Genomic DNA, 23,399 nt, shown 5'->3' with positions numbered 1-23,399 from the left:
TCCTTTGGTCCGAAGACATTATGCGGTATTAGCAGTCGTTTCCAACTGTTGTCCCCCACGTAAAGCCATATTCCCAAGCATTACTCACCCGTCCGCCGCTCGACGCCCAATAACGCACCCGAAGGATTGTTAGTGTCGTTTCCGCTCGACTTGCATGTGTTAAGCCTGCCGCCAGCGTTCAATCTGAGCCATGATCAAACTCTTCAAATAAAAGTTGTTTGCTCAAATAAATCACTGAATTAACGTAGTGTTCACTCAGGATAATTTGAAGCGAATTTTTTTGTCGCTTCACATCTCGTGAGTGCCCACACAGATTGCTTGATAACTTGTTAAAGAACGTTGCTTCGTTGCTATGTTTTGCCCCGAAGCGAGGTGCGCATTCTAAGGATTTCTCAGTGGCTGTCAAAGGTTTTTTTAAAAACTTTTTCAAGCCGGTGAATCCTAGCTCACCCGGCGTAACACGTGGTGTTGACGCCTTGCTAACCGTGGGCGTTTGCCCTGTCAGCGGAGGTGCATTATAGGGATCGGATTCTTTTGCGCAAGCGTTTTTTTGAAGAAAATCGGCTTTTTTGCTTCTCAATGGTTTAACCGCAGAAAAAAACAACAAAACCGGCCAGTATAGGCGAATAAAACACCAAATCAGCTGAGTTTTTCTACCTTCAGCGCAAACTCATCGACTTTGGCCCAGTCGGTAAGCTCAATATCTTTAGAGGTATCGGTGCTTCCGCCGGTGATTTTCATAATCAGCTGAATCAAGCGAGTCTGCCACCAGTTGTAGCGAGAGTACAAAAGAGCCCCAGCAAACACCGCTTGGTGTTCAGGGAGCCACACCGCATTCAGTTTTAGCTTCTTCATATAGAGGTTGGTTTCGGGCGTCGCCTTCTCGGCTTTGCGCGCAGTTAGACATACGCCAAAGAATACGCAGGGCAGCGTTGCCAATACTTCGCGGTACTGGGAAAGAAAGTCGTATAGATGAGGGCGAAACTTACCATAGCGGATCGATGCGCCAATAATCACCTTGTCATAGCCTGCCAGCTGGACTTGCTCTACCGGCATATCTGCCAAGTTGACGTAGTTTACCTGCTCGAACGAGGTGCGCAGTTTGCCTACTATATGTTTAGCAATCTTTAAGGTCTGTCCATCACAGCTCGAGTACACCACTAATAGCTTCATAACTAACTCTTCCAAAATACCGGCGTAAACAACACCAATAAGGTAAACACTTCTAAACGCCCAAACAGCATGGCCAGTACCAATACCCATTTTCCGTTGTCCGCCAACTCCCCATAGTGAACGGCTACGTCACCCAGACCGGGGCCGAGGTTGTTCAAACAGGCAACCACTGCCGAGAAGGCAGTCAGCTCGTCGATACCAAAGGCAATCAAGCTCAGCATACAAAGCACAAACACCAATGCATAGGCAGAGAAGAAGCCCCACACCGCATCGATGACGCGATCCGGCAATGCTTTATTGCCAATCTTGATTTGATAGACCGCACGCGGATGCACTAAGCGTTTTAGCTCACGCATCCCTTGCAGGCTTAGCAGTAGCACCCGCACTACCTTCATACCGCCACCGGTGGAGCCGGCGCAGCCACCAATAAACGAAGAGAATACTAATAGGATGGGCAAAAACAGCGGCCACTCAGAGAAGCTGGAAGTGGTAAAGCCCGCAGTGGTCGAGATAGACACCGCTTGGAAGAAGGCCTGATCGATGGCTAAACCATAGGAGTCATAGACCTGGTTACCCACCAAGATCAGTGCGCACACCGCGGTAAGTGCCAACTGGATACCTAAAAACGCACGGCACTCAGGGTCCATCAAATAGTAGCGCAGAGTTGGCCTTGGCCCATTAATCACCGCAAAGTGCAGCGAGAAATTAATCCCCGAGATAATCAGGAACACCGCACAGATGGTGTTGATCAGCGAGCTATCAAAATGCCCCAAGCTGGCATCGTAAGTAGAGAAGCCACCAATCGCGATGGTTGAGAAGGAGTGGCAGATGGCATCGAACATACTCATCCCGGCCAGCCAATAGGCCAGCGCACAAATAACCGTGAGGGCCAGATAGATGTACCACAGCACCTTAGCGGTTTCGGCTATTCGGGGGGTCATCTTCTTATCTTTAACCGGCCCCGGGATCTCGGCGCGGTAGAGCTGCATTCCTCCTACCCCTAAGATAGGCAGAATGGCCACTGCCAATACAATGATCCCCATCCCGCCGAGCCACTGCAGCATCTGCCGATAAAACAAGATTGCTTTCGGCAGCTCATCGATGCCGACAATCACGGTCGCCCCGGTGGTGGTCAGCCCAGAGAAGGATTCGAAGAAGGAGTCGGTGACACTGAGGTCTGGCTGGCTGGCAAAGATAAACGGCATTGCCCCCACGCTGCCCAGTACCGTCCAGAACAACACCACAATTAAGAAGCCCTCTTTCGCCTTGAGCTCCATCTTCTTATAGCGATGAGGGAACCACAGCAGAAAGCCGGCACATACACATAGGGAAAACGCGGCCATAAAGGCCTTACCTGCGCCGTCTTTATACACGGCAGCAACCAGTGCGGGGATGATCATGGTGAAGCTAAACAGCATCACCAACAGGCCCACAATCCGGATAATCGCTCGGATTTGCATCCTAACTCTTTAAATAACTCATTGGTTTAGATAGTTGGGTATCTTGAAGCATTTACTAAAGGAGAACAACTCACGGCTGCTCCCGTTTAATGGTGATAGCCCCTTTGCTGGCATCAACCAACTGCTGCTCAAATCCAGCCACATTGGCGCAAGGCACCTGAACCTCAAACACCGCCTGATTGCCAAAGTCGCTGGCGAACTTTTCGCCTTGGTGTAGCTCTAACATTCGCTCCACCGTGCCGCTGTGACTGTAATCGAAGGTGAGGATTACTCGCTCCATCGCCACCTTGGTTTCTGTTTCCAACAGCTTTAACGCTTGCTGAGCACCGCCGCCATAGGCTTTTACCAAGCCACCGGTGCCAAGCTTAATGCCGCCAGAATAGCGCACCACTACGGCAACGATCTCTCCCACGCCACTGCCTTGCAGCTGCGCCAGTATCGGCTTGCCCGCCGTACCCGAGGGTTCGCCATCGTCGCTAAAGCCTAAACACTGGCTATCGGTGGGGGCGCCAGCCACAAAGGCCCAACAGTGATGACGGGCCTCCGGGTGTTGCTGCCGGGTATTGGCGACAAAGGCATAGGCCTGTTTGCGGTCAGCAGCGTGAGCCAGCAAGGTGATAAATCGGCTCTTTTTGATGGTCTCTTCGAAGCTCACTCCTTGGGCAGGGATGGCATAATCAAGTTTCATACTCAGTGTTCTAGTTCGCGGGTCAGATTACGCGCGCCATTGTCGGTGACCAGCACGTTATCTTCAATACGAATACCGCCATAGCGACGTAGCTCGTCCACCTGCTCCCAGTTCACCTCGCCGGCAAACTCTGATTCCGCCAGCTTAGCCAGTAGGCTGTCGATAAAGTACAGCCCCGGTTCAATGGTTAGCACTTGGCTTGACTCAAGTACCCGGGTGCAGCGCAAGAATGGCGCATTATCAGGTGCCGCCAAATGCGTTCCCTGTGGGTCTTGCATAAAGCCCGCAACATCGTGCACCTGCAGCCCAAGAAAATGCCCAAGGCCATGGGGGAAGAAGTAGCGGGTTAGCCCCTGCTCCACCGCCGCACTCGCGCCACAGCGAATGAGTTGAAAGTCCACCAAGAGCTTGGCAACGAGGCGGTGGGTCTTGTTATGCAGATCCAAGAAGCGTTTGCCCGGCGCGATGGCATTCGCCAAGCTTTGCTGCAGGCTGTCCATCTCCGCCACTAACTCGGCAAACACGCCTTTTCTATAGGCATAGGTACGGGTGATATCTGCCGCATAACCGCGATACTGCGCGCCAGCATCCAATAAGAAGGAATGTAGCTTGGCTTCAGGCAGCGCATGGGGTAGCTGGCGATCGTAGTGCAGCACCGCAGCATGCTCATTCAGCGCAACAATATTGGGATAAGGTAGTTGGTTCTCTCCCTCTCCTAGGCTCGACAGATAGGCTAGGTGTATCTCAAACTCCGAAGCACCGGCATAGAATGCTTCCTTAGCGGCAGTATGCGCCCGCAGCGCCCGACCATTGGCCATGGAGATACACTCCACTTCATAGTCGGTTTTGTAGCTGCGGTAATAATGTAGGTAGTTCAATACTGCTTCTGGATTGCGCTCGCCGATGGCAAGGGCTTCGGCCAGCTCTGGGTGGTCACCAAGATAGGCGCAACGATTGCGCCCGGCCGGTAAAAACGGCTCCACATCTTGCGGTTGACGCATAATCTTCACATCGAAGTGGGACAGCCAATCACCAGCAAGCGGCTTGTCGCTGTGCCAGTAATCGTCGCTTTGGTGATACACCAGCACCGGCTTAGCGCCGGATACAATGATCAACCAACAATGGGGATGCTCGCACAGCGGCAACCAGTGTTTAAAATGAGGGTTCGCCTTAAACGGATAGTGGTTGTCGTCCAAGAATACCGGTAAGGGGTAGCCTGAATGGATAATCAGCGCATCTAGCTGCTGTTGGTCCATGACCGCCTCGGCGCGCTGCTGAAGGGTCTCTAGGTGTTGCTGATAAGTTTGATCGATAGTCAGCATAGCCTTCCTCTGCTATCTGATAGTTCATTCCGTTAAGCATATCATTGATTTAACTATTGCAATCCAACCAACCCGACAATCCCGACACTGCGCAGATGCAGCCCTTTGTTAGCCGAGTAAACTAGAGTTAACAAAAATTATTCAAACAACCGTTTAAATCGCTTGTTATATTTGTTTTAATGCTTTAGCAATTTATTAACATTTCATCTGTACCTACATAAACCCGCCCGCTAGAGGCGGTTGCAAACAAGGAGAAGTAGCATGATCTATCAAGGTGTAAACCTGAGCGTCGACTACTTGCAAGATGGCATCGCCGAGCTGTGCTTCGATGCAGCCGGCAGTGTGAACAAACTCGATACCGCCACCCTGCTATCGCTTGGTGAAGCCTTAGAGGCGCTGGGCGCAGAAACGCAGCTCAAAGGCCTGCTGATAAGCTCAGCAAAGAGCGCCTTTATCGTTGGCGCCGATATCACTGAATTCCTCGGCCTGTTCGCCCTGCCCGATGATGAGCTGGCAAGCTGGCTGGTCAAAGCCAATGACGTATTCAACGCACTAGAAGACCTGCCCGTTCCAACCGTTACCGCAATCCAAGGCTATGCCCTAGGTGGTGGCTGCGAACTGATTCTGTCTACCGATATCCGGGTGGCGGACAGCAGCGCGCGCATCGGATTGCCGGAAACCAAGCTAGGCATCATGCCCGGCTTTGGTGGCACAGTAAGGCTGCCACGGATCATTGGTGCTGATAATGCGATGGAGTGGATTACCATCGGCCGCGACTTTAAAGCCAAAGACTGCCTAAGCACCGGCGTAGTCGATGCCGTTGTCGACTCAGACAAACTGCGCGAATGTGCACTACGCATGCTCAGCCAAGCCATCGATGGCAAGCTAGATTGGCAGGCGCGACGCAACGCCAAGCTCTCTCCGCTTAAACTCAATCGCACCGAAGCGACCATGAGCTTCAACGTCGCCAAGGGCATGGTTGCCGCCAAAGCCGGCCCTCACTACCCAGCCCCTTTAACTGCAGTAAAAACCATTGAGAAGGCTGCGCGTTGCCATCGTGAAGAAGCCCTAAAACTGGAAGGCCAGTACTTTGTCGGCCTAGCGAAATCGGATGTAACCCAAGCGTTGGTCGGCATCTTCCTTAACGACCAGATGCTCAAAGGCCTGGCTAAGCAAAGCAGCAAACAAGCCAGCGATGTTGCGCAAGCCGCAGTGTTGGGTGCAGGCATTATGGGCGGCGGCATTGCCTACCAAAGTGCCAGCCGTGGCGTACCGGCAGTAATGAAAGATATCAACCAAGATGCGCTAGCGCTGGGAATGCAGGAGGCGACCAAGCTGCTGAACAAGCAACTCGAGCGCGGCCGCATCGATGGCTTGAAGATGGGCCAAGTGCTTTCCAGCATTACCCCTACCCTTAACTACCAAAGCGTTGCCAGCAGCGATATCGTCGTCGAGGCGGTGGTTGAGAATCCGAAGATCAAAGCCAGCGTATTGGCCGAGGTGGAGCAGCAGGTGGGTGAGGATGCGATTATCGCCTCCAATACCTCTACCATTCCGATTAGCTTGCTTGCGAAAAACCTACAACGACCAGAGAACTTCTGTGGCATGCACTTCTTTAATCCGGTGCACCGTATGCCCTTGGTTGAGGTGATCCGTGGCGAGAAGACCTCGCAGCAAACCATAGACACCGTGGTGGCCTATGCTGCCAAAATGGGCAAGACCCCGGTGGTGGTCAATGACTGCCCGGGCTTCTTTGTTAACCGGGTTCTGTTCCCCTACTTCTTCGGCTTTGCCCGCTTGCTAGAAGATGGCGCCGACTTTGTTGAGGTCGACAAGGTTATGGAGAAACGCTTCGGCTGGCCAATGGGCCCGGCATACCTGCTGGACGTAGTCGGTATCGACACCGGCCACCACGCCGCCGAGGTAATGGCCAAAGGCTTCCCTGAGCGTATGAGCAAAGACAAACCCGATGCCATTGATGTGATGTATCAAGCCGAGCGTTTTGGCCAGAAAAACGGCGTTGGTTTCTATGCCTACACCACCGACAAGCGCGGTAAACCGAAAAAGTCCGCCGCCCCCGAGTCTTATCAGTTATTGGAAGGGCTGATTGGCAACAAGCAACAGTTCGACCAAGACGGCATTATTGCTCGCATGATGATTCCAATGATTAATGAGGTGGTGCGCTGTCTGGAAGAAGGCATCGTACAAAGCCCGGCTGAGGCCGATATGGCGCTGGTCTATGGCCTTGGCTTCCCGCCATTCCGCGGAGGGGTGTTCCGCTATCTCGACACTATTGGACTGGATAACTACGTGGCACTGGCCGATCAATATGCCGATCTCGGCCCACTTTACCAAGTCACCGATGGCTTGCGCGCCAAAGCCGCCGCTGGCGAACGCTACTTTGAGCAATAACAGGGAGTCACTATTATGAAAAACGCAGTTATCGTAGATTGCATTCGCACCCCCATGGGACGCTCAAAGAATGGTTGTTTCCGCCATGTACGCGCCGAAGATCTGTCGGCCAGCCTGATGAAAGGCCTGCTGGAGCGTAATCCGCAGGTTAATCCCAGCGAGATCGAAGACATTTATTGGGGCTGTGTACAGCAAACCCTGGAGCAAGGCTTTAACGTTGCCCGTAACGCCGCGTTGTTGGCCGGCATTCCCCATGAGGTGGGCGCGGTTACCGTTAACCGGCTGTGTGGCTCTTCGATGCAAGCACTGCATGATGCCGCCCGGGCGATTATGACCGACCAAGGCGATATGTTTATCGTCGGTGGCGTTGAGCATATGGGCCATGTTCCGATGAATCACGGTGTCGACTTCCACCCCGGCATGGCCACCTCGGTAGCCAAAGCCGCCGGAATGATGGGGATGACCGCGGAGCTACTGTCGCAGCTGCATGGCATTGAGCGCCAACAGATGGATGAGTTTGCTGCTCGCTCGCACCAGCGTGCCCATCAAGCGACTGTCGAAGGCCGCTTTAGCGCGGAGATCTACCCGGTGGAAGGTCACGACGCTGACGGCGCCCGCTGCCTGATTGAGCATGATGAGGTCATTCGCCCAGAAACCACCGTAGAAGGGCTATCGCAACTGCGCCCGGTGTTCGACCCAGCCAACGGCAAGGTCACCGCAGGAAGCTCTTCTGCCCTATCCGACGGCGCCGCCGCCTTGTTGGTGATGTCTGAAGACAAAGCCAAGGAACTCGGTTTGACCATCCGGGCACGGGTGAAATCAATGGCAATCGCCGGCTGTGACCCCTCCATCATGGGCTACGGCCCGGTACCTGCGTCGAAGAAGGCGCTTAAGCGTGCCGGCTTAACCGTTGCCGACATCGACCTGTTCGAGCTCAACGAGGCCTTTGCCGCTCAGGCGCTGCCAGTGGTCAAAGACCTAGGGCTAAGCGAAGTGGTCGACAGCAAGGTAAACCTCAATGGCGGCGCCATTGCCCTTGGCCACCCATTGGGCTGCTCGGGCGCGCGTATCACCACCACGCTAATCAACTTGATGGAAGCCAATGATGCAAAACTGGGCCTGGCAACCATGTGTATTGGCCTTGGTCAGGGCATCGCAACGGTGATTGAACGTCCTTAAAATAGCAACAAAAACATCAATAAAGGGAGCTTCGGCTCCCTTGTTGCTAATTTAGCGAAGTTTTTTTGGGCTATGATGGAAATTTGTTATCCTTTGCTCAAACTTATCAAATCCAGCAACAACGCCCATGACCCAAACCAAGCAGCTTCTGGTAGTCGATGACGATCAGGAGATCCGTAGCCTGTTAGAGCAGTACCTGAGTAAATCAGGGTTCAGCGTTATCAGCGCCAATGACGGTGAAGAGATGTCAAAGCTGCTGGAGGATAATCATCCCGAGCTGATTATCCTCGATATCATGCTCCCCGGTGATGATGGCTTTACGCTTTGTCAGAAGATCAGACGACAGTCCAATGTGCCGATTATCATGTTGACCGCCAACTCTGATGAGATGGACCGCATCGTAGGCTTGGAGCTAGGTGCCGACGACTATATCGGCAAGCCGTTTAACCCGCGTGAGCTGCTGGCCCGTATCAAAGCCCTGTTGCGCCGCACTCAAGCTGCTAGTGCATCGGCGCAGGCGACTCGCTATATTCGCTTTGGCAACTGGCGTTTGGATACCCAAACTCAACACCTGCTGCATGATGATGGAGACAACCTAGAGCTATCGAGCAATGACTACCGCTTGCTGCAGCTGTTCTTGCAGAACCCCAATCAAACGCTGGATCGCGACACCATTAGCGATGCCACTCGTGGCCGAGAAAGCCTGCCGATGGAGCGCGGTATCGATGTGCAGATAAGCCGACTGCGCCAGCGCCTGAAAGACGATGGCAAGAGCCCACGTTTGATTCGCACAATCCGTGGTGTCGGCTATATGTTGGTGGCCCAAGTCAGTCATGAGCTTTAGGCAAACGACCAATCGGATACTCCCTCGCTCGCTGCTAGCTCGTACCTTGGTGCTAATGCTAGTAGCGATTGTGTTGGCACAAGCGCTAAGTAGTTTTTTGTGGTACTTCCAGGTGCGCCAATACCATAGCCGCACCTTGCTAGAGAGCAGTCACTATCTGGCTCAGGATATCTCCGCTAGCATCAAGCAACTACAGCAGCTACCAGAACAGCAGCAGCAAGAGACCATTGAGCAACGCCGCCGCTTGGGTGGGAATCAGTACAGTTTTACCTCCCTAAACAGTCCGCTGAGCTTTCAAGTCGGCCCGCAAAATCGCCACTCGCTCGACCTACTCGAGCAACTAGAGAGCGACTTCCAGCAAGAGTTGGCGGCCACAAAGGATATCTCATTGTGGGTGATGCCCTATAATCAGCTAACACGCCAAATGCGCCATGGGCCAAAGTTAAACCTGCCCACGATCTGGTCGGCCACAGTATTTAACGACTACCGCCCCGATCCCAGCCTGATTGTATTGCAACTCAAGCAGCCCAATGGACAGTGGCTCGCCGTGGTATCACTCCTGCCGCCCCCCTATTTCGAGCTCAGCAAAAACTACTTTGGTCAGGAGCTAGCATGGTTTATGGGGATCATGACCACCTTCCTGCTGCTGTTCACCTTTAGCTTGATCCGCAGTCAGACCCGGCCACTTCGTCGATTGGCCAAAGCCGCTTCATCACTCACCATTGATCTGTTCCAGCCGCCTTTAAAAGAGGAAGGTAGCGATGAGATCTGCCAAGCGACCCGCGCCTTCAATAGCATGCAGAGCAAGCTCAAACGCTATATTGAAGATCGGGAACTGCTGTTTCGCTCCATCTCTCACGACTTAAAAACCCCCATCACTCGCTTACGGCTGCGCGCTGAGCTGCTCGATGACGAACGCACCATTGATGCGTTCAACCGAGATTTAGATGACCTTGAGCTTTTGGCGAAAGGGGCCCTACAGACGGTCAAAGAGACCGATATCCATGAAAACCTCAGTGATATCGACATCATGAGCCATCTGGAACATATCACTGAGCCCTACCGAGGTAAGGTGGTTGTAAAAGGCAGTACCGAAGCGTTTTACCGCGGTAAGCCATTAGCGATTAAGCGCTGCATTGCTAACCTCATCGATAACGGCATTAAGTACGGCAAACAAGTGGAAGTCTATGTGCTAGACGATGATGAAGAGCTATGTTTGCTGTTCGTTGACCACGGACCGGGGATTCCTGAGCAGCATCACTTGGACGTGTTCAACCCCTATGTGCGGCTGGCTACCGACAAAGATGGCAGCGGCTTGGGCTTGGGCATTGCCCGCAACATTGCCCATGCCCACGGCGGCGATGTTACCTTGCAAAACCTCCCCCAGGGCGGTCTGGAGGTCAAACTGCAGTTGCCCCATGTCAACTAAGCAGCCGCGACAGACACGCGGTTTTTGCGTATGCTGTCGCTAGATGCTAAAAGCACCCACTAAGCCGAATAACTCAAAGAGAACCACCGATAGTTATGACCGAAACTGATTTTTCCACTGCTGATCTTCACTTAGACGCCATGGGCCTGCGCTGCCCAGAACCGGTGATGATGGTAAGGAAGACAATTCGTCAGATGGAGCTAGGCCAAGTGCTGTGTATTAAGGCCGACGACCCTTCCACCACCCGAGATATCGCCAGTTTCTGCCGCTTTATGGACCATACCTTGGTGGCACAGCAGATCGAGCAATCCCCCTATTTGTACCTAATTCGCAAGGGCCAATAAGGCGCTTGCAGCACCTCTTCTACTAGCAAAGTAGGTCTCTTCGGCAGATGACTTTGCGAAAAACCGCTGTCAGATGCCCAAGCCGCGATTAATCACTGTTTTTTTCGTCTGAAAGCGCCGCTTAAAAGCCATACAGTCTAGGGCTTTAGGGAGAGCTGAGGTATACTCCGTCAGTTAAACCATTGATTAAATCATACGCGCGATAGTTGTCATGCAAAAATACGATATTAAGACCTTTCAGGGACTGATCCTGGCCTTACAGGATTATTGGGCTCGTCAAGGCTGTGTCATCGTGCAGCCTCTCGACATGGAAGTTGGCGCCGGTACCTTCCACCCTCAAACCTTTTTGCGCTCCATCGGTCCAGAGCCAATGAGCTCGGCCTATGTGCAGCCATGCCGCCGCCCAACCGACGGTCGTTACGGGGAAAACCCTAACCGCTTGCAACACTACTATCAATTTCAGGTGGTGATGAAGCCATCTCCCGACAACATCCAGGAGCTGTACCTGGGCTCGTTGGTCGAGCTGGGCATTAACCCTGAAGTTCATGATATCCGCTTCGTTGAAGACAACTGGGAAAGCCCGACGTTGGGCGCCTGGGGTCTGGGCTGGGAGATCTGGCTAAACGGTATGGAAATCACCCAGTTTACTTACTTCCAACAAGTGGGTGGCCTAGAGTGCGCGCCGGTGACCGGTGAGATTACCTACGGCCTCGAGCGTCTGGCGATGTACATCCAAGGCGTAGACAGCATCTACGACCTGGTATGGACCGACGGTCCAATGGGTAAAGTGACCTACGGCGATGTATTCCATCAGAACGAAGTTGAGCAAAGTACCTACAACTTTGAACACGCCGACACCGATGCACTGTTTAAGCAGTTCGATCAGTGTGAGAAAGACAGCCAGAAACTGATTGAAGCTGGCTTACCGCTACCTGCCTACGAGCAAGTAATGAAGGCATCGCATGCCTTTAACCTGCTAGATGCCCGCCACGCGATCTCGGTTACCGAGCGTCAGCGCTTTATCCTGCGTGTTCGCACCTTGGCTAAAGCAGTTGCCGAAAGCTACTACGCTGCGCGTGAAGAGCTGGGCTTCCCACTGTGCAACAAACAAAAATAAGGTAGCGAGTAATGAACGTAGATAAATTATTAGTCGAGATTGGCACCGAAGAGCTACCACCAAAAGCCCTGCGCAAACTCGCAGAAGCCTTCCGTGACAACTTTGTAGCGGGCACTGAGAAAGCTGGCCTGGCCTATGGCGAGATTAAGTGGTTCGCCGCCCCTCGCCGCCTGGCACTACTAATCGACCAAATGGCCGAGCAGACCCCGGATAAAATCGTTGAAAAACGCGGCCCAGCAGTTAGTAGCGCCTTCGATGCCGAAGGTAAGGCCACCAAGGCCGCTGAAGGGTGGGCACGTTCTAACGGCATCACCGTAGAGCAAGCGGAACGTCTGGTTACCGATAAAGGTGAGTGGCTGCTGCACAAAGCCGAAGTGAAAGGTCAAAGCGTTTACGATTTGGTGCCTTCACTGGTGGCCGATGCGCTGGCCAAACTGCCTATCCCTAAACCGATGCGTTGGGGCGCTTACAGCACTCAGTTTATCCGTCCGGTTCACACTATCACCATGCTATACGGCGACAAGCTGGTAAAAGGCGAAGTGCTGGGCATTGAATCGGCTCGCACCATTCGCGGTCACCGCTTTATGGGTGAAGCAGAGTTCGAATTGAACCACGCGCAAGACTACGAGCAGCAACTGGATCAACGCGGCAAAGTGATCGTAAACTACGAACGCCGCAAAGAAATCATCCGCGAGCAAGTCGAAGCTGAAGCGGCCCGCGAGAACGGCGTTGCCGACATTGATGAAGATCTGCTGGAAGAAGTATGTTCACTGGTTGAGTGGCCAGTCGCCATGGTCGGTAGCTTCGCCGAGAAGTTCTTGGATGTACCGGCCGAAGCGCTGATCTACACCATGAAGGACAACCAGAAGTACTTCCCGATTTTAGACAAGCAAGGCCAACTACTGCCGCGCTTTATCTTTGTATCGAACATCGTCAGTAAAGACCCTCAGCAAGTTATCTCCGGTAACGAGAAGGTGGTCACCCCGCGCTTGGCCGATGCCGAGTTCTTCTTCAACACTGACCGCAAGACCAAGCTAGAAGACCGCCTGGACTCACTGGGTAAAGTGGTGTTCCAGCAAAAACTTGGCACCATGCTGGACAAGTCCAAGCGTATCGCCGAGCTAGCCTCTCAATTGGCTGCTGAGATCGATGCCGATGTACAGCACGCACAACGCGCAGCGCTGCTGTCTAAGACTGATCTGGGCAGTGAAATGGTACTGGAGTTCCCAGACGTGCAAGGTGTGATGGGCATGTACTATGCGCGCCACGACGGTGAGCACGAAGAAGTTGCCACTGCGCTTAACCAGCAGTATTGGCCACGCTTCTCTGGCGACAAACTGCCAGAAACCGGCGTTGCTGCCGCTGTAGCGATTGCCGACAAGCTCGACACCTTGGTGGGTATCTTCGCCATTGGCCAACTGCCAAAAGGCGATAAAGACCCATTTGCACTGCGTCGTGCCAGCTTGGGTATCCTGCGTATCATCATTGAAAAAGGCTTTGCCTTGGATCTGGATACGTTGTTCACCAACGCCCTACTGTTGCAACCGCTTGAGCTAAGTCAAGAACAGCAACAAAAGGTTAAGCAGCAACTAATCGAATTTGTTTATGCGCGTCTGCGTGCCAGCTACCTTGAACAAGGTATCGATGCCAGCGTGATTTCAGCGGTACTCGAGCGCAAGCCGACTCGCCCAATCGATATTGAGAAACGCATCAAAGCAGTTGCCCAGTTCCGCGAACTTGAGCAAGCTGAAGCCTTGGCTGCAGCTAACAAGCGTGTATCAAACATCTTGGCCAAAAACCCTGACTTCGTTAAGCCAGAGGTCGACCAAGCCTTGTTTGAAAGCGAGCAAGAGAAAGCGCTGTATGCCGCACTAAGTGGCCTGCAGGTAGAACTAGCACCAGTATTGGCTGCAGCCGACTATCAGCAAGCACTGACCAAGCTGGCTAGCCTACGAGAGGTAGTGGATGCCTTCTTCGACAACGTGATGGTAATGGCCGATGACGAAGCGGTGAAGATCAACCGTTTGACCCTGCTAAGTCAACTTCGCGCGCTGTTCTTAGAAATTGCAGATATCTCGCTGATTCAATAACTTCTCAGCGTATCATTGAAAGCCACCCTGCCTTGCTCGGTGGCTTTTTTGATCCCCCTCACAGATCTCCATTTTGCCCTGAAATGTTGAAATCCTTTTCAGTTTTTTACTGTGAGCTTGGCACGTTTTTCCTCGTTTTCCTCGGCTATAAAAGTGCATGAGTTCATCTCATTACGTAATGAATTGTCATTCAAGGCAATGGAATAACGAAATAACTATTAAAGGAAAAGGATTATGCTAAAGAACTTATTCAGAGCAGGTGTGCTTGCAATGGTCGCGCTTGTTGCAGCGGGTTGTGCGTCTTCAGGTGACTCAGCGGGTAAGCTTCCTCGTGACGTGTACCTACGTGGTGTATTTACTTGGTGGGATGCTGAGCCTCAGTTCAAACTGCAACCTGTTGAAGGTCAAGAAAACGTGTGGAGCGCAACCTCTCCACTAGACGAGCCACTGATTGCCGATGGCCAACCTTACGAGTGGAAATTCGGTGATGCAGCCTGGCAATGTGGTACCAATATTGGCTTCCTCGCTGGCGAAGGCGATATCGCACTAGGCGAACGTCGTGAAGCGAACCAGTGTTCTGCATTCGACAACTTCAAGTTCACTCCAGAAGAAGATGGCGTATACCGCTTCTTCCTAGACTGGACCGGTGAGATCCCAGTTGTTTACATCGAAAAAGAAGAGATGTAAGCACTCACTCGCTCACAAAGCCCCGCTTGGGGCTTTTTTTTTCTTCGATTTCTGTCAGCAAGTAAACGGATGTTCTTATGTCGAATACTCTTCTTCGTATCGCGATTAGCGCAGCGCTTGGCGCGACTATCGCCGCCTGTGCTAGCTCTGGCACACCTAGCCCTTCTTCAAGCTCAGCGAGCAGCACAGAAGCTTCTTTCGCTAATGCCAACGCAGCGGCCTGTCAGTTGTGGGACGGCGTCAGCCCCGTCACCATTGATGTATCCTCCAGCTTTGACGAGGGTCAGCAGCTTCGCGACTTCTATAGCCAGCAACTTGTAACCGTGACCGACGGCAAGGTCACACTAATACCAGCCGAGCAAAGCCAAGGCTTAGTGCTACTCGAGGCGGAGTCTCACACTCCAGATGCGTTTAGTTGGGATAGCGCGAGCGTGTACTTCGTTATCACTGACCGCTTCTACAACGGCAATCCGGATAACGATAACAGTTATGGTCGTAGCAAAGACGGCAAGAACGAGATTGGCACCTTCCACGGTGGCGATATAGCGGGCCTCACCACCCAGCTAGACTACTTGGATGAGCTGGGTATCGATGCTATCTGGATAACCGCGCCCTATGAACAGATCCGCGGCTGGGTCGGTGGCGGTATGCGCGGCGACTTTAAACACTATGGTTATCACGGCTACTATGTCCAAGACTACACCCTGATGGACCAAAACATGGGGACCGAAGACGAGTTTCGTCAGTTCGTCGATAGCGCCCATGCGCGCGGTATTCGCGTGGTAATGGATATCGTGATGAACCATACCGGTTACGCCACGCTGGCAGATATGCAGCAGTTTGGCTTCGGCGCGACCCAAGAATACGACGGCGGTATCGAGCAATACCTTGGAGAGAACTGGAGCGACTGGAGTCCCGGTAAGGGCGAGACTTGGCATAGCTTTAACGACTATGTCGATTATGGCGATCGCGAGGCGTGGCAACGTTGGTGGGGCAAAGATTGGGTGCGAACCGATATCAGTGGCTACCCTGCTCCCGGTCCAAGCGATCTCACCATGTCGCTGGCCTACCTGCCCGACTTTAAAACCGAGTCCTTGGACACTGTTGGCCTCCCCAACTTCTATCAGAACAAGCCTGATACCAAGGCTGTGGAGATACCAGGTGCAACGGTGCGTGACTACCTGATAACCTGGCTTAGCGACTGGGTGCGTGAGTATGGCATCGACGGCTTCCGTGCCGATACCGTGAAGCACGTGGAACCTGAAGCGTGGCTAGAGCTAAAACTTGCAGCAAGCCATGCATTCGATGAGTGGAAGCAAGCCAACCCGGATAAGGTGCTCGATGACAATCCGTTCTGGATGACTGGCGAGTTCTGGGGGCAAGGCATCAACCATTCACCGCTTTATGCTAAAGGCTTCGACTCGCTGATCAACTTCAGCTTCCAAGAAGACGATGCCAACAAGGGCGTTGAGTGCCTGGCGGAGATGCAGTCCACCTATCAGCGTTACGCCGATGTATTAGGTGGCCGTGAGGAACAAGTTCTTTCTTATATTTCCTCACACGACACTAAACTTGCCTATGGCAGCATCTCTAAAACACCAGAGCAGCATCAGCAACTGGGTACCGCATTCGCGCTGTTGCCGGGTGCTATCCAGGTGTTTTATGGCGATGAGAGCGCCAGAAGCAAAGGACCGCGCAGTTCAGACCGTCATCAGGCAACGCGCTCCCCTATGAACTGGGATGAGCTAGAGGGAGATAAAGCAGAGGTGTTAGCGCATTGGCAAACCGTGCTTAACTTCCGTAAACGCCACCATGCAGTAGCAGCCGGTGCGCATAAGCAGCTAAGCACCAGCCCTTACGTGTTTGAACGAAGCACTGAAGACAGCAAGGTTGTGGTTGCCTACTTCGGTATGCAATGACCGATTAGACCCTCACTAAGATAAGGCGAGCATTAGCTCGCCTTTTTGTTTGCCGCTATTTTTTGACGCTGTTAAGGTATGGGGCAATCAGGAGGGGAAGATGTACTCAAAATTCGGAGAAAAGTTTACTAAGCACGCCGGAATCACTCAGCTAATGTCCGACTTGGATGAAGGATTGCGCGCCGGCGACAATATGTTGATGTTAGGCGGCGGCAACCCGGCCGATATCCCAGCATTAAAAAGCGAATTTGCAAAACACCTCAATCAAGGTCTCGGCGATGGTTCATTGCTAAGTGCGCTCTGCAACTATGACTCGCCACAGGGCAACCAAGCCTTTATCGAGAGCCTGGCTGCGCTACTTAAAAATCAGTTCGGCTGGGACTTATCCGCCAACAACATAGCGCTAACCAATGGCAGCCAAAGTGCCTTTTTCTATCTGTTTAATCTTTTCGCCGGTGAAAGCAGTAACGGCCACAAAAAAGTGTTGTTCCCCTTAGCGCCTGAATACATTGGCTACGAGGATAGTGGTCTGACAGAGGACCTGTTTTGCTCCTACAAGCCAACCATCGAATACCTGCCCGAGCGACAGTTTAAGTATCACATCGATTTTGACCAACTGAGTATCGACGATGATATTGGGCTTATCTGCGTGTCTCGCCCCACCAACCCCACCGGTAATGTCATTACCGATGATGAGTTGGCCAAACTGGATGAGCTAGCCAGAGCGCACCAGATTCCGTTACTGATCGACAATGCCTATGGCTTGCCCTTCCCGAGTATCGTGTTTAGTGACGCAACGCCCTTTTGGAATGACAATACCATTCTATGCCTAAGCCTTTCTAAGCTCGGCCTGCCCGGCACGCGCTGCGGTATTGTAATTGCGAATCCCGGCATCATCGCTGCAATGGGTAATCTAAGCGGTATTATCAACCTCGCCCCCGGGGGGATAGGGCCCGCCATTGCACGCCTAATGATTGAAGATGGTTCGCTATTGTCGTTAAGTAAGGAAGTCATAGCGCCCTTCTATCAACAACGGGCGCAGCGTACTCTGCAAGCGCTGCAACAAGCGATCCCCTCAACGCACTTCCGAATTCATAAGCCCGAAGGAGCCATGTTTCTGTGGTTATGGTTTGAAGACTTAGCGATAAGCTCACAAATGCTCTATGAACGGCTTAAGGAAAGAGGGCTGTTGATTGTACCCGGTAGCTATTTCTTCCCGGGCATCGACAAAACCTGGCCACATACACAGCAGTGCATCCGCCTTAACTATGCCGCGAAAACAGAGGTGGTTGATCGCGCGATTGCCATCTTGGCCGAGACCGTTAATCCTCTGCTTCCCGATTAACTCGCAGCGCTAATTGACGATCAAAAAAGGCGCATCAGCGCCTTTTTTTAACTTAGCTTGGAGTGATTAGCTCGCTTGCTTACTCAGATGCTCGATGGTTTCTGAGTGACCAGAGCTGATTGGGATATTCTTTGGCTTCAGGGCTTCTGGGATCTCACGCTCAAGATCGATGTTGAGCAGGCCATTTACCAAAGCGGCCGACTTAACCTTCACATGGTCGGCGAGTTGATAGCGGCGTTCAAAGCCACGTTCTGCAATCCCTTGATGCAGGTAGTTCACCTTCGCCTCACCCTTCTCTTTCACACCTTTGACCAGTAAGGCATTGTCTTGAGAGGTAATGGTTAGCTCCTGTTCGCTAAAACCTGCTACAGCAATGGTGATGCGGTAGTGGTTCTCATCAACAGCTTCGATATTGTAAGGAGGGTAACCTTGGCTCTGTGCACTGTTGCTGCTGGCAGACTCAAGCAGTGAAGCCAGACGGTCGAAGCCAATAGCAGTACGGTACAGGGGTGAAAAGTCGTATTGATTACGCATAGTGTTTATCCTCATTTGAGCAATAAATTAAATTGTTGGACCCAGTAAGCTGGCGTCCGGATAACGTGGCTAATCCTGTTGGACTTAGCCGGCGGTGATGACTGTTGTCCCTCACCTGTTTAACTATATGGAGATGCCCAAACTCAGTTTCAAGTGTTCGCCCATAAAAAAAACCTGCACACAGGTGCAGGTTTATTTCATTTAGCCAGTTGAGCTTTAGTTGACTAGCGCCATCTATACGTCCAAGTTTTCAACATTCAGCGCATTCTCTTCAATAAATGCACGGCGAGGTTCTACTTGGTCGCCCATCAAGGTGGTGAACAACTGGTCACAAGCAATTGCATCTTCGATGGTCACCTTCAGCATACGACGCACTTCTGGGTCCATGGTAGTCTCCCAAAGCTGCTCAGGGTTCATTTCACCCAGACCTTTATAGCGTTGGATATATAGACCGCGACGCGACTCGGCCATTAGCCAGTTCAGCGCTTGCTCGAAGCCATTCACAGGCTTGGTCTTCTCACCACGCTTCACGTAAGCACCCTCTTCGATTAGCGAGTCCAGGCTTTCGTGTAGTTCGCAGATCTCCAGGTAGTCCTTAGAGGCGAAGAACTCCGGATCAAAGGTGTAGTTGTGCTCAACACCATGTTGGCGCAGCACTACCTGAGGGAAGAAGATATCACGCTCTTCATGCTTAACCACTTCAACTGCGTAGAAGTTGCCGCTTGGTAGCTGCTCATTCACCGGTGCGATCAACTGCTCTGCCCACTGCTTCACTTTCTGCTCATCGTTGAGCTCATCCTCGGCAAGCTTACCTTGATAGAGCATCTGGCTCAGTAGCGCAATCGGGTAACGACGCGACAGACGTTCGTTATTCTTCCATACCTTGCGGTACTTCACTACCAGTGACTCAAGTTGTGCACCAGAAATTGCTGGGGCATCAGGGTTAACATGCAAGCCAGCGTTATCAAGCGCAATGGTGGTCAGATACTCAGTCAACGCTTCTTCATCTTTCACGTAGCGCTCTTGCTTACCTTTTTTCACTTTGTAAAGAGGAGGCTGAGCGATGTACACGTAACCGCGTTCGATGATCTCTGGCATTTGACGATAGAAGAAGGTCAACAGCAGCGTACGAATGTGCGAGCCGTCGACGTCAGCATCGGTCATGATAATGATGTTGTGGTAGCGGGTTTTCTCTGGGTCATACTCGTCGCGGCCAATGCCACAGCCCAAAGCGGTAATCAGTGTTGCCACTTCTTGCGAAGACAGCATCTTGTCGAAGCGCGCCTTCTCGACGTTCAAGATCTTACCTTTTAGCGGCAAAATTGCTTGGTTCTTACGATTACGGGCCTGCTTGGCACTACCGCCTGCAGAGTCACCCTCCACTATGTACAGTTCAGAAAGCGCCGGGTCTTTCTCTTGGCAGTCAGCCAACTTACCGGGTAGGCCTGCCAGATCCAACGCGCCTTTACGGCGAGTCATCTCACGCGCTTTTCGCGCCGCTTCACGGGCGCGTGCTGCATCAATAATCTTCTGGGTAATGATCTTGGCGTCTTGCGGGTGCTCCAACAGGAATTCAGACAGGCGCTCGCCCATCGCTTGTTCTACCGCCGACTTAACCTCAGACGAAACCAGCTTGTCTTTGGTTTGAGAAGAGAACTTCGGATCCGGTACTTTCACCGAGATAACAGCAGTCAGACCTTCACGGGCATCATCGCCCGAGGTGTTGCCCTTTTCTTTCTTGTTGATACCTTCTTTATCCATGTAGGAGTTCAAGGTACGCGTTAGCGCCGCACGGAAGCCAGCAAGGTGAGTACCACCGTCGCGCTGTGGAATGTTGTTGGTAAAACAGTAGATGGATTCCTGGAAACCATCATTCCACTGCATCGATACTTCAACTGCAATGCCATCTTCTCGTTCTGTGGAGAAGTGGAAGGCGCCATCATGGATAGGCGTCTTGTTCTTGTTTAGGTAGTTTACGAAAGCCTGAATACCACCTTCATACATAAAGTGGTCTTGCTTGTCGTCACGCTCATCTTTGAGAATGATGGACACGCCAGAGTTCAAGAATGACAGTTCGCGCAGACGTTTCGCTAAGATGTCATAGTGGAAATTGGTATCTGAGAAGGTTTCGGCACTTGGCCAGAAACGCAAAGAGGTACCGGTCTGCTGGGTATCACCTACGACCTTTAGTGGCTCTTTAGGCTCGCCATGGTGGTAAGTCTGTTCGTGAACATGGCCTTGGCGGCGAACCGTCAGCTTCAGTTTTTCTGACAGTGCGTTTACTACCGAAACACCTACACCGTGCAAACCACCCGATACTTTGTAAGAGTTATCGTCGAATTTACCACCGGCGTGCAGTACGGTGAGAATTACCTCAGCAGCAGACACACCTTCTTCGGGGTGAATATCAACCGGAACACCACGGCCATCATCCGAAACCGAAACCGAACCATCGGCATGGATGGTCACAACGATGTCTTTACAGTGCCCAGCCAAGGCTTCGTCGATGGAGTTATCTACCACCTCGAATACCATATGGTGTAGGCCGGTGCCATCGTCAGTATCGCCGATGTACATACCAGGACGCTTTCTTACTGCATCTAGTCCCTTCAGTACCTTAATACTGGAAGAACCGTATTCGTTTTCAGCCATGTTTAACTCTCTAGTTTTCGTTTCGAACGCTGCCGTGTTCCACGTGGAACACCCCGCATTCTGTTAAATCAAATCCATCTAGTTGGTTCTGTTCGATTGCAGTCACAAACACTTGAGCTTCAGTTTGCATCAGCTGCTTTGCTAGCAGTGTGCGCTTGAGCTTGTCTAACTCCGCTGCAAAGTCGTCGACTAGATAAATGGTTCGCTTGCTCAGCTCTTGGTAGTTGAGCTTACCTTGGGCCAATTTGAGCCCGCATACTAATAACTTTAGCTGCCCTCGTGAAACCACATCCTGAGCATTACGCTTATCAAGTTTCAATCTAAGGTCAGCTTTATGGGCACCATACTGTGTGAAGCCCATGTGTTTATCTCTGTCAAAGCTGCGCTCAAGCAAGGCACTTAACTCTGACTTTTTATCCCAGCCACGAAAGTGTTCCACGTGAAACACATACTCGGGCAAAAACATCTTAAGCATCTCCTCAAGATAAGGGTGCAGTCGTTGCAAGTACTCTTCGCGCATCTGCGCAGTGGAAATACTTAGTTCGCAAAACTGTTTATCCCAAGGAGCGAGGTCTGCATAACTGCGTGCAGTTTTTAACAGCGCATTTCGTTGCTTCAACAAACGACGTAGGTTTTGCCAAACTGGGTAGTACCGTTGTTCCACGTGGAACACTCCCCAATCCAGAAACGCACGGCGCTCTTTAGGGCTGCCGTCAACAATCCCATAGCCATTGGGTTGTAACAACTGCATCGGCAAGCTTGCGCTAATACTTGCCTGCCCTTGTAGGGTTTCACCATCTAGCTTTAAGACGGTATCACCCCCTCGGGTCTTCTTAAGCCCTACTTTGTGCCCGCCGACTTCGGCGAATACTACAAACTCTTCATGCTCGTGCTGGACCACTTTGCTGGGTCGATTGGTTCTGAACGAGCGGCCCAGCCCAAGAAAATGTACCGCTTCCAAGATGCTTGTCTTGCCGCTACCGTTGTCACCGACAATGATGTTAAGACGTGGGTGCAAGGCAAGCTCTGCTTGGTTTAAGTTTCTAAACTTAACCAAACGCAACAGTTCGAGTTGCATCGTCCGATTACAATCTCATCGGCATAACCACATACATCGCATCTTGAGAATCTGCATCCTCAATCAATGCGCTGCTGTTGCTGTCGCTCATACTCAGGCGGATCTGGTCGCACTTTAAAGTGTTGAGAACGTCCAACACATACACCACGTTGAAGCCAATCTCGATAGCTTCACCGTTATAGTCGACATCTAGGATCTCTTCCGCCTCTTCCTGCTCTGGGTTATTGGCGGTGATCCGCAGGGTGTTGTTTTCAGCCTGAAGACGAACACCACGGAACTTCTCATTCGACAGGATCGCCGCACGCGAAAATGCTTGACGCAGCTCTTCCCTGCCAGAAGTGAGCAACTTGTCGCTGGCATTAGGGATCACCCGACGATAATCAGGGAAACGGCCATCTACCAGCTTACTGGTGAAGGTGAAGCCCTCAACGCTAGCACGGATGTTGTTGGCGCCAATTTGCAGTAGGACGTTGGCATCTTCACTATCGAGCATGCGCGATAGCTCCATCACGCCTTTACGCGGTACGATCACTTGCTGAGGCGTGAGCGCTTGCTCAGTTTTAAGCTCAGAGAGTGCTAAACGATGCCCATCGGTAGATACGGTTTTAAGGCCGCTCTCCGAGGTTTCGAACAGCATACCGTTTAGGTAGTAACGTACGTCCTGGCTGGCCATAGAAAACTGCGTGCTCTCAATGAGCGAACGAAGCTGACCTTGCGACAAAGCGATCTCTTGCAGCACGTCCCAATCATCAACCATCGGGAAGTCACTGGCGGCTAAGGTTGCCAAAGAGAAACGACTACGACCCGAGCGCAGTACCAAACGGTTATCCTCTGCCTTACAGGCAATCTCACAACCGTCGGGTAGACCACGGCAGATATCGACAAACTTCTTCGCCGGCACCGTTACCTCGCCTTCTACGCAAGTCTGCTCAAGCTGGATAGAAGCGCGAAGCTCCACCTCCATATCTGTCCCGGTCATCGCTAAACAGTTGTCGCGAATAACTAACAGCACGTTACCTAAAATGGGAATAGTCGGTCGTCCACCAAGTGCAGCACTGACCTGCTGAAGGGGTTTTAACAACGATTCACGATTGATAGTAAATTGCATAGTCTAAGCAACTGCCTC

Annotated in this window: 18 protein-coding genes and 1 rRNA gene; 10 read left to right on the top strand and 9 right to left on the bottom strand. The window is 52.0% G+C overall.

What is annotated here, in order from left to right; genetic code table 11:
• The 5 genes from G462_RS0113455 to pepQ all read right to left on the bottom strand — a co-directional run.
• A 16S ribosomal RNA gene (locus tag G462_RS0113455) occupies positions 1-210 on the bottom strand; the annotation flags it as partial.
• 429 nt (positions 211-639) lie between these two features.
• Entirely contained in the window at positions 640-1,173 is a 534-nt protein-coding gene (gene hemG / locus G462_RS0113450) for a menaquinone-dependent protoporphyrinogen IX dehydrogenase (RefSeq protein ID WP_026959454.1), read from the bottom strand.
• A gap of 2 nt (positions 1,174-1,175) precedes the next feature.
• Positions 1,176-2,633, bottom strand: a complete 1,458-nt coding sequence (locus tag G462_RS0113445) for a TrkH family potassium uptake protein (protein WP_026959453.1) — start codon at positions 2,631-2,633, stop codon at positions 1,176-1,178.
• 70 nt (positions 2,634-2,703) lie between these two features.
• Complete coding sequence (locus G462_RS0113440; RefSeq protein ID WP_026959452.1) at positions 2,704-3,321, bottom strand: YigZ family protein; 618 nt, start codon at positions 3,319-3,321, stop codon at positions 2,704-2,706.
• A gap of 2 nt (positions 3,322-3,323) precedes the next feature.
• Complete coding sequence (gene pepQ, locus G462_RS0113435; RefSeq protein ID WP_026959451.1) at positions 3,324-4,643, bottom strand: Xaa-Pro dipeptidase; 1,320 nt, start codon at positions 4,641-4,643, stop codon at positions 3,324-3,326.
• Positions 4,644-4,904: 261 nt separating this feature from the next.
• On the opposite strand from pepQ, the gene fadB reads away from it, so the two are divergent.
• The 10 genes from fadB to G462_RS0113385 all read left to right on the top strand — a co-directional run bounded on the left by fadB (position 4,905) and on the right by G462_RS0113385 (position 18,009).
• The gene (gene fadB, locus G462_RS0113430; protein ID WP_026959450.1) at positions 4,905-7,055 is read left to right on the top strand and encodes a fatty acid oxidation complex subunit alpha FadB; all 2,151 of its coding nucleotides are present in this window, start codon (positions 4,905-4,907) and stop codon (positions 7,053-7,055) included.
• A 15-nt stretch (positions 7,056-7,070) separates the two neighbouring features.
• Complete coding sequence (gene fadA, locus G462_RS0113425) at positions 7,071-8,234, top strand: acetyl-CoA C-acyltransferase FadA (RefSeq protein ID WP_026959449.1); 1,164 nt, start codon at positions 7,071-7,073, stop codon at positions 8,232-8,234.
• Between the two features lie 127 nt (positions 8,235-8,361).
• Positions 8,362-9,078, top strand: coding sequence for a response regulator (locus G462_RS0113420; RefSeq protein WP_026959448.1), 717 nt, complete (start codon positions 8,362-8,364; stop codon positions 9,076-9,078).
• 55 nt (positions 9,079-9,133) lie between these two features.
• On the top strand, positions 9,134-10,507 hold the full coding sequence (locus tag G462_RS0113415; RefSeq protein WP_245579569.1) for an ATP-binding protein: 1,374 nt from the start codon (positions 9,134-9,136) through the stop codon (positions 10,505-10,507).
• Positions 10,508-10,602: 95 nt separating this feature from the next.
• A complete protein-coding gene (tusA, locus tag G462_RS0113410; protein WP_026959446.1) occupies positions 10,603-10,851 on the top strand; it encodes a sulfurtransferase TusA in 249 nt (82 codons plus the stop codon).
• Between the two features lie 211 nt (positions 10,852-11,062).
• Entirely contained in the window at positions 11,063-11,968 is a 906-nt protein-coding gene (glyQ, locus tag G462_RS0113405) for a glycine--tRNA ligase subunit alpha (protein ID WP_026959445.1), read from the top strand.
• A gap of 11 nt (positions 11,969-11,979) precedes the next feature.
• Positions 11,980-14,058 carry a glycine--tRNA ligase subunit beta gene (gene glyS / locus G462_RS0113400; protein ID WP_026959444.1) on the top strand — a complete coding sequence of 693 codons (2,079 nt, stop codon included), beginning with the start codon at positions 11,980-11,982 and terminating at the stop codon, positions 14,056-14,058.
• Between the two features lie 234 nt (positions 14,059-14,292).
• Positions 14,293-14,745, top strand: a complete 453-nt coding sequence (locus G462_RS0113395) for an early set domain-containing protein (RefSeq protein ID WP_026959443.1) — start codon at positions 14,293-14,295, stop codon at positions 14,743-14,745.
• A 77-nt stretch (positions 14,746-14,822) separates the two neighbouring features.
• Positions 14,823-16,664, top strand: a complete 1,842-nt coding sequence (locus G462_RS22825) for an alpha-amylase (protein WP_051326744.1) — start codon at positions 14,823-14,825, stop codon at positions 16,662-16,664.
• Positions 16,665-16,764: 100 nt separating this feature from the next.
• A complete protein-coding gene (locus G462_RS0113385) occupies positions 16,765-18,009 on the top strand; it encodes a valine--pyruvate transaminase (RefSeq protein WP_026959442.1) in 1,245 nt (414 codons plus the stop codon).
• Positions 18,010-18,075: 66 nt separating this feature from the next.
• On the opposite strand, the gene G462_RS0113380 is transcribed toward G462_RS0113385, so the two are convergent.
• The 4 genes from G462_RS0113380 to dnaN all read right to left on the bottom strand — a co-directional run bounded on the left by G462_RS0113380 (position 18,076) and on the right by dnaN (position 23,381).
• Positions 18,076-18,543: an Hsp20 family protein gene (locus G462_RS0113380; RefSeq protein WP_026959441.1), complete on the bottom strand. Its 468-nt coding sequence runs from the start codon at positions 18,541-18,543 to the stop codon at positions 18,076-18,078.
• Positions 18,544-18,777: 234 nt separating this feature from the next.
• Complete coding sequence (gyrB, locus tag G462_RS0113375) at positions 18,778-21,195, bottom strand: DNA topoisomerase (ATP-hydrolyzing) subunit B (protein WP_026959440.1); 2,418 nt, start codon at positions 21,193-21,195, stop codon at positions 18,778-18,780.
• A 10-nt stretch (positions 21,196-21,205) separates the two neighbouring features.
• Positions 21,206-22,273, bottom strand: a complete 1,068-nt coding sequence (gene recF / locus G462_RS0113370; RefSeq protein WP_026959439.1) for a DNA replication/repair protein RecF — start codon at positions 22,271-22,273, stop codon at positions 21,206-21,208.
• A 7-nt stretch (positions 22,274-22,280) separates the two neighbouring features.
• On the bottom strand, positions 22,281-23,381 hold the full coding sequence (gene dnaN / locus G462_RS0113365; RefSeq protein ID WP_026959438.1) for a DNA polymerase III subunit beta: 1,101 nt from the start codon (positions 23,379-23,381) through the stop codon (positions 22,281-22,283).
• Positions 23,382-23,399 lie beyond the last annotated feature (18 nt).

This window comes from Aliagarivorans taiwanensis DSM 22990 (assembly GCF_000429505.1).
Lineage (GTDB): Bacteria > Pseudomonadota > Gammaproteobacteria > Enterobacterales > Celerinatantimonadaceae > Aliagarivorans > Aliagarivorans taiwanensis.
Note: the sequence above shows the minus strand (reverse complement) of the source record. Positions and strands in the feature narration are given on the sequence as shown.

Excerpts from the sequence above, each read along its gene's own strand:
- recF (WP_026959439.1), bottom strand. The coding sequence starts at position 22,273 with ATGCAACTCGAACTGTTGCGTTTGGTTAAGTTTAGAAACTTAAACCAA.
- hemG (WP_026959454.1), bottom strand. The coding sequence starts at position 1,173 with ATGAAGCTATTAGTGGTGTACTCGAGCTGTGATGGACAGACCTTAAAG.
- pepQ (WP_026959451.1), bottom strand. The coding sequence starts at position 4,643 with ATGCTGACTATCGATCAAACTTATCAGCAACACCTAGAGACCCTTCAG.
- G462_RS0113380 (WP_026959441.1), bottom strand. The coding sequence starts at position 18,543 with ATGCGTAATCAATACGACTTTTCACCCCTGTACCGTACTGCTATTGGC.
- gyrB (WP_026959440.1), bottom strand. The coding sequence starts at position 21,195 with ATGGCTGAAAACGAATACGGTTCTTCCAGTATTAAGGTACTGAAGGGA.
- glyS (WP_026959444.1), top strand. The coding sequence starts at position 11,980 with ATGAACGTAGATAAATTATTAGTCGAGATTGGCACCGAAGAGCTACCA.
- G462_RS0113420 (WP_026959448.1), top strand. The coding sequence starts at position 8,362 with ATGACCCAAACCAAGCAGCTTCTGGTAGTCGATGACGATCAGGAGATC.
- G462_RS0113395 (WP_026959443.1), top strand. The coding sequence starts at position 14,293 with ATGCTAAAGAACTTATTCAGAGCAGGTGTGCTTGCAATGGTCGCGCTT.
- tusA (WP_026959446.1), top strand. The coding sequence starts at position 10,603 with ATGACCGAAACTGATTTTTCCACTGCTGATCTTCACTTAGACGCCATG.
- G462_RS0113440 (WP_026959452.1), bottom strand. The coding sequence starts at position 3,321 with ATGAAACTTGATTATGCCATCCCTGCCCAAGGAGTGAGCTTCGAAGAG.
- G462_RS0113385 (WP_026959442.1), top strand. The coding sequence starts at position 16,765 with ATGTACTCAAAATTCGGAGAAAAGTTTACTAAGCACGCCGGAATCACT.
- glyQ (WP_026959445.1), top strand. The coding sequence starts at position 11,063 with ATGCAAAAATACGATATTAAGACCTTTCAGGGACTGATCCTGGCCTTA.
- fadA (WP_026959449.1), top strand. The coding sequence starts at position 7,071 with ATGAAAAACGCAGTTATCGTAGATTGCATTCGCACCCCCATGGGACGC.
- dnaN (WP_026959438.1), bottom strand. The coding sequence starts at position 23,381 with ATGCAATTTACTATCAATCGTGAATCGTTGTTAAAACCCCTTCAGCAG.
- G462_RS0113415 (WP_245579569.1), top strand. The coding sequence starts at position 9,134 with ATGCTAGTAGCGATTGTGTTGGCACAAGCGCTAAGTAGTTTTTTGTGG.
- G462_RS22825 (WP_051326744.1), top strand. The coding sequence starts at position 14,823 with ATGTCGAATACTCTTCTTCGTATCGCGATTAGCGCAGCGCTTGGCGCG.
- fadB (WP_026959450.1), top strand. The coding sequence starts at position 4,905 with ATGATCTATCAAGGTGTAAACCTGAGCGTCGACTACTTGCAAGATGGC.
- G462_RS0113445 (WP_026959453.1), bottom strand. The coding sequence starts at position 2,633 with ATGCAAATCCGAGCGATTATCCGGATTGTGGGCCTGTTGGTGATGCTG.